The sequence below is a fragment of the Pseudonocardia alaniniphila genome, assembly GCF_022524485.1.
GTDB lineage: Bacteria > Actinomycetota > Actinomycetes > Mycobacteriales > Pseudonocardiaceae > Pseudonocardia > Pseudonocardia alaniniphila.
On record NZ_JAKXMK010000006.1, the window covers coordinates 1 to 13,518 of the forward strand.

Genomic DNA, 13,518 nt, shown 5'->3' on the forward strand with positions numbered 1-13,518 from the left:
GCGCTGATCAACGGCACCGACGGGATGCTGGGGATGCTGGTGCTGGCGTGCGCGGACCTGCGGCGGCTGTTGCGCACGGCGGATGTCGTGGTGGCGATGAGTGTGGAGGCGTTGCTGGGCACGGATGCGGTGTTCGCGCCGGATCTGCAGGCGTTGCGCCCCCATCCGGGGCAGGCGGAGTCGGCGGCGAACCTGCGGGTGCTGCTCGCCGGGTCGGAGGTGATGGCGAGTCATCGGACGCCCGAGTGCACGCGGGTGCAGGATGCGTACTCGCTGCGCTGCGCCCCTCAGGTGCACGGCGCTGCCCGCGACACCCTGAGCCACGCGGAGCTGGTAGCGGGCCGGGAGTTGTCCGCAGCCATCGACAACCCGGTGGTCACGGAGGACGGGCGGGTGGAGAGCAACGGCAACTTCCACGGTGCCCCGCTGGGTTACGTGCTGGACTTCCTCGCGATCGCGGTAGCGGACCTCGCATCGATGAGTGAGCGGCGCACGGACCGCTTCCTGGACGTGGCGCGCAACCAGGGCTTGCCGGCGTTCCTGGCCGACGACCCGGGCGTGGACTCGGGCCACATGATCGCCCAGTACACGCAGGCGTCGATCGTGGCGGAGCTGAAGCGGCTCGCCGTACCTGCCTCCGTGGACTCGATCCCGACGAGCGCGATGCAGGAGGACCACGTCTCCATGGGCTGGGCCGCCGCCCGCAAGCTGCGCCGGGCGTTGGAGGGGCTGACGCGGGTACTCGGGGTCGAGCTGCTCACCGCCGCCCGCGCCCTGGACATGCGCGGCCCGCTGGCGCCTGCCCCGGCCACCGCGGCCGTGCGTGACAGGCTGCGCGTCGAGGTGGCAGGACCTGGCACTGACCGGTGGCTCGCCCCCGAGATCGACACCGCCGTCCGGCTGGTGGACAGCGGCGAGGCCCTGGTTGCGGCGGAGTCGGTGGTCGGCCCGTTGCGCTGACGGCGCTTGCGCAAGGCGCTCGTCAGGGCACTACTCGTATCGCGAAGGAAAACCACGTCCGACCCGACGAACGAGGAGGAACGCCATGGAGGGCGCCCGTCCCGTCCGAGCCGCCCGTGGCACGACCCTGACCGCGCGGTCCTGGCAGACCGAAGCGCCGCTGCGGATGCTCTGCAACAACCTCGACCCCGAGGTGGCAGAACGGCCCGACGACCTCGTGGTCTACGGCGGCACCGGGCGCGCGGCGCGCGACTGGGCGTCCTTCGACGCGATGGTGCGCACCCTCACCACCCTGGCCGAGGACGAGACGATGCTGGTGCAGTCCGGCCGTCCGGTCGGGGTGCTGCGCACGCACGAGTGGGCACCGCGCGTGCTCATCGCCAACTCCAACCTCGTGGGCGACTGGGCCACCTGGCCCGAGTTCCGCAGGCTGGAGCGGCTCGGCCTCACCATGTACGGGCAGATGACCGCGGGCTCGTGGATCTACATCGGTACCCAGGGCATCCTGCAGGGCACCTACGAGACCTTCGCCGCCATCGCCACGAAGCGGTTCGGCGGCTCGCTCACGGGCACGCTGACCGTCACCGGCGGGTGCGGCGGCATGGGCGGGGCTCAGCCGCTCGCCGTCACCCTGAACGGCGGGGTGTGCCTCGTGGTCGACGTCGACCCGGCCCGGCTGCGGCGCCGGGTCGAGCACCGCTACCTCGACGAGCTGTCCTACGACCTCGACGACGCCGTGGCGCGCTGTGAGCGTGCCCGGCAGGAGGGCACGGCGTGGTCGGTCGGAGTGGTCGGCAACTGTGCGACAGTTCTTCCGGAGCTACTACGCCGCGGCGTAGAGGTGGACATCGTGACCGATCAGACCTCTGCGCACGACCCGCTGTCCTACCTGCCCGACGGCGTGGATCTCGACGACTGGCCCGAGTACGCGGCGTCGAAGCCCGAGGAGTTCACCGACCGGGCACGGGAGTCGATGGCGCGCCATGTCGAGGCCATGGTGGGCTTCCTCGACGCGGGCGCCGAGGTGTTCGACTACGGCAACTCCCTGCGCGACGAGGCCCGGCGGGGCGGCTACGAGCGCGCGTTCGCCTTCCCCGGCTTCGTCCCGGCCTACATCCGGCCCCTGTTCTGTGAGGGCAAGGGCCCGTTCCGGTGGGCGGCGCTCTCGGGCGACCCGGGCGACATCCACGCCACGGACGACGCCGTGCTGGAGCTCTTCCCCGACAACGACCGCCTGCACCGCTGGATCCGGGCAGCTCGCGACCGCGTGGCGTTCCAGGGCCTACCGGCCCGTATCTGCTGGCTGGGCCAAGGCGAGCGGGACCGCGCCGGGCTGCGGTTCAACGAGATGGTCGCCTCGGGTGCGCTCTCCGCACCCGTCGTGATCGGCCGCGACCACCTCGACACCGGCTCGGTGGCGTCTCCGTATCGGGAGACCGAGGCGATGGTCGACGGGTCGGACGCCATCGCCGACTGGCCGCTGCTCAATGCGCTGGTCAACACCGCGTCGGGGGCGAGCTGGGTGTCGATCCACCACGGCGGCGGGGTCGGGATCGGGCGGTCCCTGCACGCCGGGCAGGTCACGGTGGCCGACGGCACCGAGCTGGCCGCCCGCAAGATCGAGCGTGTGCTCACCAACGACCCGGCCAGCGGCGTGCTGCGCCACGCCGACGCCGGGTACCAGCGGGCGTCCGAGGTGGCGACCGCGCACGCCCTGCGCGTGCCGATGGCGGACGTCGGGGCCGATCGGTGAGCGCTCCGTCGCGCATCGAACGCCGGTCCATCGACGTCGTGCCCGACGCCGAACGCCACGGTTCCCCGTTGAGCCAGTTCACGCTGTGGTTCGGGGCGAACATGCAGATCACCGCGATGGTGGACGGCGCACTCGCCGTGGTCTTCGGGGCCGATGCCCTGTGGGCGATCGTCGGGCTCCTGATCGGCAACATCGCCGGCGGGGTGGTGATGGCCCTGCACTCCGCGCAGGGTCCGCGGCTCGGACTCCCGCAGATGATCTCGAGTCGCGCGCAGTTCGGGGTCTACGGCGCGATCGTTCCGCTCGTGCTCGTCGTGCTGCTGTACCTGGGCTTCGCCGCCACGGGCACGGTGCTCGCCGGGCAGGCGATCAACGAGATCGTGAACGTCGACGCCCCTGCGGTCGGGATCATCGTCTTCGGGCTGCTCACCGGGATCGTGGCGATTCTCGGGTACCGCTACATCCACATGCTCGGGCGCGTGGCCACCGTTGTCGGCATCCTGGGGTTCACCTATCTCGCGATCATGCTCGTCACGCAGTACGACGTGGGGGCGTTGCTCGGGGTGATCCCCTTCGACGGCGCGACGTTCCTGCTCGCCATCTCCCTCGGCGCGGCCTGGCAGCTGACCTACGGTCCCTATGTCGCCGACTACTCGCGCTACCTGCCCCGCCACACCAGCGAGAGCGTGACGTTCCATTCGACACTGTGGGGCAGCGTGCTCGGCTCCCAGTGGTCGATGACGCTCGGCGCGCTGATCGCCGCCATCCCGGCTGCTGCCGGGGGGAGCTTCCTGGACCAGCAGGTCGGATTCCTCGGTCAGCTGTCCGGCGGCGCGGTGGCCGCGATCGCGATCTACCTCGTGATCGTGGTCGGCAAACTGACCGTGAACTGCCTCAACGCCTACGGCGGGTTCATGTGCATGCTCACCACGGTCACCTCGATGACACGGGCGTCCCGGGTGTCGCGGGCCGGCCGGGTGGCCTTCATCGTGGGGTTCCTCCTGGCGTCCGTGCTGATCGCGTTGCTCGCCTCGGCGAACTTCCTGGACAACTTCCGCCAGTTCATGCTCGCGCTGCTGATGGTCTTCACGCCCTGGAGCGCGATCAACCTGATCGACTACTACCTGATCTCGCGGGAGCGGGTCGACGTGCCGGCGCTCTACGACCCCGACGGCCGCTACGGCCGGTGGAACGTCGTCGCGCTGGTCTCCTACGCGGTGGGTGTGCTCGTTCAGATCCCGTTCATGGCGCAGTCGCTCTACACCGGCCCCGTCACCGAGGCGCTCGGCGGTGCGGACATCTCCTGGCTCGTGGGCCTGGCCGTCACCGCCGCCGTCTACTACCCGTGGGCCAGGCGGACCACGGACGTGCCCGCCGAGATGACCTACCCGCCCGGAACGCTTGCCGCAGAAGCGGACGTGCGATGAGGGGGCTTGCGAGCGAATCGTCGTCCGGGCAACGCTTCGATGCGCTCTGGGCCGATCTCGAGCGGGTCGGCCGCCAGGGGAGCTCCGGTGGATACCGGCGCTTCGCCTGGACGTCGACGGACGCCGCGTTGCGCGAGTGGTTCACCGGCGAGGCGCAGGAGCGCGGGCTCGACGTCACCAGCGACCGGGCGGGGAACCTCTGGGCCTGGTGGGGCGATCCCGACGCCGACGGGCCCGGTCTGGTGGTGGGCAGCCATCTCGACTCGGTGCCCGACGGCGGAGCCTTCGACGGCCCGCTCGGCGTCGTGTCGGCGCTCGCCGCCGTGGACGTGCTGCGCGACCGGGGATGGAGGCCGCAGCGACCACTGGGCGTCGCCGTGTTCTCCGACGAGGAGGGCGCGCGGTTCGGGGTGGCCTGCGCCGGGAGCAGGATCATCACGGGCGCCCTCGGCGCCGACCGCGCCCGGTCGCTGCGTGACGCCGACGGCACCACCATGGCCGAGGCCATGTCGGCTGCCGGTCACGACCCCTCCCAGGTCGGGCCCGACGAGCGTGCCCTGCGCCGCGTCGCCACCTTCGTCGAGCTGCACGTCGAGCAGGGCAAGGGCCTGGTCGACGCGCACGAGGGTGAGGGCGCACCGGTGGGTGTGGCGAGCTCGATCTGGCCGCACGGCCGATGGCGGTTCGACCTGCGCGGCCGGGCCGACCATGCCGGCACCACCCGGCTGGCCGACCGCGACGACCCGATGCTCGCGCTCGCCGCGGTCGTGGGCACCGCCCGCAGCGCGGCGGAGCGGCATGCCGCGCTGGCCACGGTGGGCAAGCTCTCGGTGCAGCCGAACGGGGTGAACGCCATCCCGTCGGCCGTCACGGCCTGGCTCGACGCGCGTGGGCCCGTGGAGCAGGACGTGCGCGCGGTCGTCGCCGCGGTGGGTCTCGCGGCGGGAAGCGAGCCCGTGGAGGAGTCCTGGACCGCGGCGACCGACTTCGATACGGCGCTGCGGGACCGGCTCGCCGCCCTGCTGGGCGAGGACGGAGCACCGGCGCCCGTGCTGCCCACAGGTGCGGGCCACGACGCCGGGATCCTCTCGGCGGCCGGCGTCCCGACCGCGATGCTGTTCGTGCGCAACCCGACCGGCGTGTCCCACTCCCCGTACGAGCACGCCGACCCGGATGACTGCCATCGTGGCGTCGAGGCTCTCGTGCGGGTCCTGGAGGAGCTCGGGTGACGGTGGCACCGCCGGCGCAGACGTGGTGGTGCGAACACGCCTGGATCGGCGAGGGTCCGGCATCCCGCGTGCGTGTCGGCGTCCGGGACGGCCGGATCACCGCGGTGGAGACCGGCGTGGACCCCGGGCCCGGCGACGAGCGGCTTCCCGGCATGGTGCTGCCCGGGTTCGCCAACGCCCACAGCCACGCCTTCCACCGCGCGCTGCGTGGCCGCACCCATGACCGCGGCGGCACGTTCTGGACCTGGCGGGAGCGGATGTACGCCGTAGCGCGGCGGCTCGACCCGGACTCCTACCTCGCGCTGGCCCGAGCGACATACGCCGAGATGGCGCTGGCGGGCGTCGTCACCGTCGGGGAGTTCCACTACCTGCACCACGGCCCCGGCGGCACCCCGTACGCCGATCCGAACGCGATGGGCCACGCGCTGATCCAGGCGGCCGCGGAGGCCGGGGTGCGGCTCACGCTCCTCGACACCTGCTACCTGGCCGGGGGTCTGACAGCCGCAGGCCACACCCCGCTCGACGACGTGCAGGCCCGGTTCTCCGACGAGGACGCGGCCGGGTGGGCCGAGCGCGTCGACCTGCTGCCGGACGGCGACTCGATGCGCATCGGCGCCGCGATCCACTCGGTCCGGGCGGTGCCTGCTCCCCAGTTGCCGCAGGTGGCGACGGCCGCCCGCGGTCGCCCTCTCCACGCGCATCTCTCCGAGCAACCGCAGGAGAACGAGGCCTGCCTCGCGTTCTACGGCTGCACGCCCACTGCGCTGCTCGCCGGGCACGGCGTCCTCGGGGCCGCGAGCACGGCGGTGCACGCCACCCACCTCACCGAGCAGGACGTCGCCCTGCTGGGCGGCTCGCACACCACCGTGTGCGCCTGCCCGAGCACCGAGGCCGACCTGGCCGACGGGATCGGGCCGTTCCGCGCACTGCGCGATGCCGGGTCGCCGCTGGCGGTCGGCAGCGACCAGCACGTCATCACCGACCTGCTGATGGAGGCGCGGCTCATCGAGTGCCACGAGCGGCTGGCGTGCGGCGAGCGCGGCCGATTCGCGCCGGTGGCGCTGGTCGACGCTCTCACCGCGCACGGCCATGCCGCCCTCGGCTGGCCCGACGCCGGCCGCATCGCCCCCGGGCAGCGGGCCGACCTGGTGGCGGTGCGCCTCGACAGCCCCCGCACGGCCGGAGCCGATCCCGCGCAGGCGGTGCTGGTGGCAGGCGCCGCGGACGTCGACACGGTGCTGGTCGGCGGCGTGCCGGTGGTCACGGGCGGGGTACACCGGCTCGGCGACGTCGGTGCCCTGCTGCGCGCCGCGATCGTGCCCATCTGGAGCGGGACATGACCACTCATGCGGCGACGCTGATCACCGGCCTGGCAGAGCTCGTCAGCAACGACCCGGAGCTGGGGCCGGGGCCACTGGGGCTGATGCGCGATGCGGCTCTCGTGGTGCAGGACGGCACGATTGCCTGGGTGGGTCCGGCGGGTGCTGCGCCCCCGGCTGACGAGCGCGTGGACGTCGGCGGACGGGCCGTGCTGCCGGGTTTCGTCGACAGCCACGCGCACCTCGTGTTCGCGGGGGAACGCTCGGCGGAGTTCGAGGCGAGGATGTCCGGCGTCCCGTACGACGGCGGCGGCATCGCCTCCACCGTGCGGGCCACCCGCGACGCCGGCGATGAGCTGCTGCGATCGCAGCTGCAGCGGGTCGTCGCGGAGATGCGTGCCCAGGGCACCACCACCGTGGAGGTCAAGAGCGGGTACGGCCTGACGGTGGCGGACGAGGCCCGTGCCCTGCGGTTGGCCCGCGAGGTCACCGTGGAGACGACCTTCCTGGGGGCGCACGTGGTGCCGCCGGAGTACGCCGGTCGCTCGGACGAGTATGTGGCGCTGGTCACCGGCCCGATGCTGGCGGCCTGCGCACCGCACGCACGCTGGATCGACGTCTTCTGCGAGCCCGCCTCGCCGCACGCGTTCGACGGCCCGGCGAGCCGTGCCGTGCTGGAGGCCGGCCGGGCCGCAGGCCTCGGCCTGCGGGTGCACGGCAACCAGCTGGGCCCCGGACCTGGTGCGCAGCTCGCCGTCGAGCTGGGCGCCGCCAGCGTCGACCACTGCACGTTCCTCAGCGACGCGGACGTCGACGCCCTCGCGTCCGGCCAGACGGTGGCGACGCTCCTGCCCGGTGTCGAGTTCTCGACCCGCCAGCCCTACCCGGACGCCCGGCGCCTGCTCGATGCCGGTGTCACGGTCGCGCTGGCCACCGACTGCAACCCCGGCACGTGCTTCTCGTCGTCGATGCCGCTCTGCGTGGCGCTGGCGGTGCGGGAGATGGGAATGACGCCCGTCGAGGCCGTGCTGGCGGCAACCCGGGGCGGGGCTGCCGCGCTGCGCCGCGATGACATCGGTCACCTCGGGGTGGGGGCTCGCGCCGAAATGGCAGTGCTGGACGCACCGTCCTACCGATACCTGGCCTACCGGCCGGGTGTGCCGCTGGCGCGCACCCTCGAAGTCGCGTGAACCGCATCGCCACGAGTCACGTTCATGACGGGCAGGCGGCGCGTGAGCGCGGCCTGTCGGTGCCCGGCGACCGGCCGCGGGATGCGGCGGCCCAGGCATCTGGCCAGACGATGAGGAGTCTCGTGTGCGTGCCCGTTCTGCTCGGTTGCTGACCGGCGGCCTGATATTCGCCACCGTCGGGTTGACTGCGGCCTGCGCAGGTCAGCCGGTCGTGTCCGATCCGGTGGCCGTTGTCATGCCGTCCGCGCCGTCGACGTTGGCCGCGCTCTCGGCGAGTGTCCGCGCCCCCATGGCGTCGGCGGCTGACATCGACGGCACGCCGGTGAACTGCGGCAAGGTCGGCCCCACCGGCGGCAAGCAGGTGGACCTGATCGCCGAGGCCACTCCCGCCGGCACGGTCGGATGTACAGACGCGATCGACGCCATCAGCCAGTACTACAAGCGAGCTTCGTCCCCCGTCGCCGGAGATGGCACGGCCCGGATCCGGAAGGTCGGGAAATGGACGTGCTTGATGGACACCGGCCTTCCGGTCAGCCAGCGGTACATCGTCTGCGGCAGCACCGACGGTCTCGCCCTCCACACCCAGCCCTGACGGTCCGGACACGCCCGAGCGCTCGTGACGATCTTCGCCATCCGGTGAACCGGGTCCCCGCGGCCCGCGTTGATCACCAGCGGGTGGCGCGGAACGCGCGGCCCGTCAGTGCACGGCGTAGGACCGCGACCACGCGGAGGCCCGGGCACCTGACCTGACAATGAGGAGTTTGCCGTGGGTGCCCGCTCTGCTCGCCTGCTGACCATCGGACTGATGCTCGCCACAGTCGGGCTGGCCTCTGCCTGCGCAGGCCAGCCGGTTGTGACCGTTGCGCCGACCGCCTCGACCGGGTCGGCCGTTTCCGCACCGGCCGACCCGGTCGAGCCGGCCGTGCCTGCCGCGCACGGCCCGCACGGCGTGCCCGCCGACCCGGCCGTGCCTGCAGGGCCGGACCCCGCTGCCGCACCGGCCCCCGCTGCCGCTCCCGCCCCCGCCGTCGCGCCGGGCGATGAATCGCAGGGGGTGAACTGTGGCAAGGTCGGCCCCGACGGCGGTCAGCAGGTGGATCTGATCGCCGAGGCCACCGACGCCGGCACGGTGGGGTGCACGGAGGCGATCAACGTCATCACGCAGTACTACCACGATGCGGCGGTCCAGGTCCCCGGAGACGGCACGTCGCGCATCCGGGAGATCGGCAAGTGGACCTGCGCGATCGACACCGGCGGGCCGGTCAGCGGCCGGCAGATCGGCTGCGGCACCGACGACGGCTTCGCCATGCACACGCAGCCCTGAGCTCAGACCACCGGAGTGTCGGCCCGCCGATCCATACGCCGCGACAGACGGGCGAAGACGGCGGGCGCCACCCCGTGCACGCGGGCACCGACGGTGAGCCAGCGGGGCACGAACACCTCGGCCCGGTCCCGTCGCACGGCCTCCACCAGAGCTTCTGCCACGCGTTCCGCGCTGACCGGACGCGGGAAGCGCCGGTGGTAGGGCTGCCCTCGCCGTTCGTAGTACGGGGTGGTGACCGCTCCTGGGAGCACGGTGGTGACCCCGACCTCCGACTCCACCCGCAGCGCGTCGGCGAATCCGCGCAGGCCTGCCTTCGTGGCCGAGTAGGTGGCCTCGTACGCCACCCCGATCGCCGCGACGGAGGCCACGAAGACGACGTGCCCGTGCGCGGCGCGCAGTGTCGGTAGCAGGGTCCGGGTGATCTGGACGGGAGCGACGAGGTTGACCGCCAGCAGTTCGTCGACGACGTCGGCCGGCGTCTCCGCCAGGGGACCGGCCGCGCCGACACCGGCCCCGTGGACCAGCAACTCCGCCCAGCCGTCAGCGGCGTCGCACACCGTCTCGACCCCTGCACGGTTGCGCAGGTCCGAGACCACCGCGCGCCCTCCGGTGCGAACGGCGACGGCATCGAGGCGATCCCGGTCGCGGCCCACGAGGAGAAGCCGGCAGCCGTGGTGGGCGAGTTGCTCCGCCACGGCCGCCCCGATGCCGGAGGAGGCGCCGGTGACGACCGCGTTGCGCGGCAGTCGCGTCATCCGGAGATGCGGCCGTGCTGCACGCCGGCGTCACGGCGTGGGGGCAGGTACGTCGGGAGCTGGTTGGCCGCCGAGTCGGCGATGGCCGCCCGATGCCGCAGGATCCGGTGACCTCGCGCGACGATCAGCGCGATCGAGCCGATGACGACAAGGGCGGCGAGGCACTCGCCCGCGAGCTGGGCGGGGGAGGTGTCGAGCTCCTCGCCGAGCCAGCCCACCCCGATGAGGACACCGACCACGGGATCGACGCTGGTGATCACGGCCACGGCGGGGGCCACGAGCTGGCCGGCCTGGAACGTGTTCTGGCTCAGCAGGAAGCCGATCGGGCCGATGATGCAGACGATGTAGAGGACCGGGTGCCGAAAGGGTTCGTCCAGCCCCAGCCGCAGTTGGCCCGTGATGACCTTCATCAGCCCGGCCGTGACGCCGTACAGCACGCCGGTGGCCAGTGCGAGCGCCAGCACGCGCGAGGGGTGCTCGACGCTGGCCGCGTAGAAGATGCAGCCGACCACCACGACGGCGAGGGCGATCGCCAGAGGCAAGCCGCCCCACAGGTCGATGTCACCGTCGGTCGAGCCGGCCGTCGGCCGCGCGAGCAGCAGGAACGTGGAGAGCCCCGCGGCGCAGAGCAGCGCGCCGAGCAGGATCAGCGGATCCGGACGATGGCCGGACATCAGCGCGGCGAACACGGCGGCGAAGGCCACGCCGGTGACGAGCAGCGGCTGCACCACAGCGAGCGGCCCGAACGCCAGCGCCACGATCTGGAAGAAGAGGGCCACGATCGTGGCTACCAACCCGAGCAGCCACATCGGCCGCGCGAGCAGTTCCACGATCAGCCGCGGGCTCAGCGTCGGGGTGACGGCCACCTCATGGGTGGCGCGTTGCTGAGCGGCGCTGGCGAGCCCGAACCCGGCGGCGCCGAGTACGGCGGCCGGCACCGCAATCACCAGCGCGGTTCCCGTGTCCATCGTCACCTCCGCCCCCCGTCAGTCCACACGTTCCTGCATAGCGCTTAACGACGCCCTAACGCGATCGGGAATTCCCCCGATCTCGGGTATGAGTTGTGGATCCGCCGTGATCCCGATCGCTGTTGTGCGGCCCCAGTGGAGGGCCCCGACCGCAAGTCCTACACCGTCGGCCAGCGGGAGAACGGGATATACCTCGCGAATCAACCCGCCGCGCGAGTGCAACGGCCGCCGCGAACCCGGCATCACCGAGGCCAGTGCGTGGAAGAACCGCCGCCCGTAAATCCGACGCACCAGCAGAGCCTGCGCCTCCCAAGGTAACAGCCCGAGGACACGCAGAACTGCGGCCGCGCCTTCGGGCTGGCCCGCGGACGATCCCGCAGCCAGCGCTTTCTCCACCCGTGCGACCCGCTCGGCCGGGCTCATGGGGCCGGTCGGCAGGTCGATGGAGACCGCCGCGGTGCGGTTGCCGAGCGCGCGGCTGCGCACCGCGGCGCTGGTGCGGGTGGTCATCGGAACCATCGTGCGCACCGTGGCGGGCACGCCGCGCGGGTCGCGTGCGGTCAGGAGGGAGTGCAGGGTCTCGGCGACCACGGCCAGCACCAGCACCGTGGTGCCGACGCCGTGGGCCCGGGCCGCCGCGCGGACGCGTGCCCCGTCGAAGCACACGCTGGCGCGGCGGTGGGCGGTGCCGGTGATCGGACCGGCCAGCGGGGACGGCCCGGCCACACCGGCGAGGGCGAGGCTCGCGATGCCCCGGACGACGACCGCGGCGCGGCGTGCCCGCTCGGCCACACCCGGTGCGGGGCCCGGGTCGTCGGGGGTGCGGCCGGTGATCGAGGGCGGGGTCTCGTCGGTCAGCAACTGGATCAACGCGTCGGTGACGGCGAGCCCGTCGCCGAGGGCGTGGTGCACCTTGGCCAGGACGGCGACCTCGCCCGCCGCCCGGTCGCGGGCCACCTGCAGCTCCCACCCCGTCGACACCGGGTCGACCACGGTGGCGAAGAACGTGGTGAGGGCGTCGTCCCAGGTCGGTGAGGCGCCGTTCGCCCCGATCTCGACGACGTCGGGGTGCACGTGCCGGGCGGGATCCGGGTCAGGGTCGACCAGCCAGCGCAACGGGCGTGCCAGGCGGGGGCGTTGCAGCCGGCGGCTGAGCAGCGGGATGTCCGGCACCCGGGTACGGACGAGCTCGGCCAGATGCTCGGGCCAGTCGTCGCGGGCGGCAGGGTCCTCCATCAGGATGCGTGCACCCACCTGCTGGGGTACCTCGGGCGTCGCGGCGTGCAGGAAGAGTGCGTCCTGCGCTCGTACCCGTGGCGCGAGCGGGGTGGGGGAATGCGACCCCAGCCGGGCGAGCGCGGCGACGTCGGCGGTGAGGTCGGTGCCGGTGAGGTGCGCTCGCAGTCGGCGGACGACGGCGTCACGTGGTGCGGCGTCGCGAAGCTCGGCGACCGCCGTGTGCAGGTCCTCCGGCTCCGGGCACACCCGGGCGAGCCCGGCGTCCGCGAGCAGCGCGGCGGTGGCGCGGCCGTGGCCGGGGATCGGTGCGAACAGCAGCAGCGGACGGGCGCAGGCCAGCGCCTCCAGGGTGGTGGCGCCCGCGGCGTTCGTGACGACGATGTCGGCGGCGGCCGTGGCGGCAGCGGGGTCGTCGACCCAGTCCACCACCCGCATCGCCGCGCCGCGGGGGTGCCGGCGCGCGAGCCGCAGCAGACGGAGCCGGACACGGGAGTTGCGTCCGCAGGTCACCAGCACGTCGGCGCCCGCGTCGAGCACGGCCGAGCAGGCCGCTGCGAGGTCGCCGAACGCCATCGAGCCGCAGGACACGTACACCAGCGGGCGGTCCCGCACGGCCTCGACCGCGGGTGGGGCGAATCGGCTCGAGACCGGCAGGGCGGCCACCCGGACCTGTGCGGCCGGTGCGGCACGGCGCACCAGTGCGGCGGCGTCGCTCGTGGACACCAGGTGCAGGTCCAGTGCGGGGTCCACCCACAGCGGGTGCGGCGCCGGGTCGGCCATGACGGCGACGGCGGGCATCGGCAACGCGCCGCGGCGGCGCAGCCTGCCGAGTCCGGTGATCCCCTCGGGGAACGTGGCCACGACGAGGTCGGGGGAGTGCCGGGCGATCTGCGCAGCGAGTCCGCGCCCGCTCCAGGCCCCGATCACCGCGCGGGTACCGGCCCGGAAGGGGAGCACGTGCCAGAGCAGCCAGAAGTAGAGCTCGTAGAGCGACGGCAGCCGGCGCATGCACCCGGCGTAGACGGCCCGGAAGAGCGGGCCGGTGCCCCGGCCCATCCCGTCGAGGGTGTCGGTCCACGCCACGTCGACGTCCGGCCATGCCCGGCGTGCGTGTTCCTCGACAGCGCGTGCGGCAGCGTGGTGCCCTCCGCCGATACCCCCGGTGACCAGCAGAATGCGCCGCGGCGCCTTCGCGGTGCTCGCGGACGAACCGCTCAGCGGGCCGGCGCTCGTGCCGGTGTCGGTGCTCATCGTCTGGTACTCATCGTGCACTCATCCTGGCGTCATCCTGTGCTCGTCAGAGCACGACCGTGGCGTAATCCACCCCACCGGGAGATCGGTGCCGCGCTAGCGT

The 13,518-nt window shown here is 73.0% G+C and carries 11 protein-coding genes; 8 read left to right on the forward strand and 3 right to left on the reverse strand.

From position 1 onward, the window contains the following. From MMF94_RS06845 to MMF94_RS06880, 8 genes are all read left to right on the forward strand, one after another. Positions 1–960, forward strand: a 960-nt coding sequence (locus tag MMF94_RS06845) for an aromatic amino acid lyase (RefSeq protein ID WP_241035431.1), incomplete at its 5' end; no start/stop codon positions are given. Between the two features lie 85 nt (positions 961–1,045). After that, on the forward strand, positions 1,046–2,713 hold the full coding sequence (hutU, locus tag MMF94_RS06850; RefSeq protein ID WP_241035432.1) for a urocanate hydratase: 1,668 nt from the start codon (positions 1,046–1,048) through the stop codon (positions 2,711–2,713). Then, positions 2,710–4,140, forward strand: a complete 1,431-nt coding sequence (locus MMF94_RS06855) for a purine-cytosine permease family protein (RefSeq protein ID WP_241035433.1) — start codon at positions 2,710–2,712, stop codon at positions 4,138–4,140. The genes hutU and MMF94_RS06855 overlap by 4 nt, the downstream gene beginning before the upstream one ends. Continuing rightward, a complete protein-coding gene (locus MMF94_RS06860) occupies positions 4,137–5,369 on the forward strand; it encodes an allantoate amidohydrolase (protein ID WP_241035434.1) in 1,233 nt (410 codons plus the stop codon). The genes MMF94_RS06855 and MMF94_RS06860 overlap by 4 nt, the downstream gene beginning before the upstream one ends. Further along, the gene (locus MMF94_RS06865) at positions 5,366–6,709 is read left to right on the forward strand and encodes a formimidoylglutamate deiminase (protein ID WP_241035435.1); all 1,344 of its coding nucleotides are present in this window, start codon (positions 5,366–5,368) and stop codon (positions 6,707–6,709) included. Before MMF94_RS06860 ends, MMF94_RS06865 begins: the two co-directional genes overlap by 4 nt. Beyond that, positions 6,706–7,878, forward strand: a complete 1,173-nt coding sequence (gene hutI / locus MMF94_RS06870) for an imidazolonepropionase (RefSeq protein WP_241035436.1) — start codon at positions 6,706–6,708, stop codon at positions 7,876–7,878. Before MMF94_RS06865 ends, hutI begins: the two co-directional genes overlap by 4 nt. A 124-nt stretch (positions 7,879–8,002) precedes the next feature. After that, positions 8,003–8,470 carry a hypothetical protein gene (locus tag MMF94_RS06875; RefSeq protein WP_241035437.1) on the forward strand — a complete coding sequence of 156 codons (468 nt, stop codon included), beginning with the start codon at positions 8,003–8,005 and terminating at the stop codon, positions 8,468–8,470. A gap of 174 nt (positions 8,471–8,644) precedes the next feature. Further along, positions 8,645–9,202 (forward strand): hypothetical protein, encoded by a 558-nt coding sequence (locus tag MMF94_RS06880; protein WP_241035438.1) that lies wholly within the window; start codon positions 8,645–8,647, stop codon positions 9,200–9,202. A gap of 2 nt (positions 9,203–9,204) precedes the next feature. Here MMF94_RS06880 and MMF94_RS06885 read toward each other — a convergent pair whose 3' ends face one another. The 3 genes from MMF94_RS06885 to MMF94_RS06895 are packed head-to-tail and all read right to left on the reverse strand — an operon-like array spanning position 9,205 to position 13,415. Next, the gene (locus tag MMF94_RS06885; RefSeq protein WP_241035439.1) at positions 9,205–9,957 is read right to left on the reverse strand and encodes an SDR family NAD(P)-dependent oxidoreductase; all 753 of its coding nucleotides are present in this window, start codon (positions 9,955–9,957) and stop codon (positions 9,205–9,207) included. Continuing rightward, a complete protein-coding gene (locus tag MMF94_RS06890) occupies positions 9,954–10,925 on the reverse strand; it encodes a DMT family transporter (RefSeq protein WP_241035440.1) in 972 nt (323 codons plus the stop codon). Before MMF94_RS06890 ends, MMF94_RS06885 begins: the two co-directional genes overlap by 4 nt. Before the next feature lie 18 nt (positions 10,926–10,943). Further along, entirely contained in the window at positions 10,944–13,415 is a 2,472-nt protein-coding gene (locus tag MMF94_RS06895; protein WP_241035441.1) for a WS/DGAT domain-containing protein, read from the reverse strand. Positions 13,416–13,518: the final 103 nt, after the last annotated feature.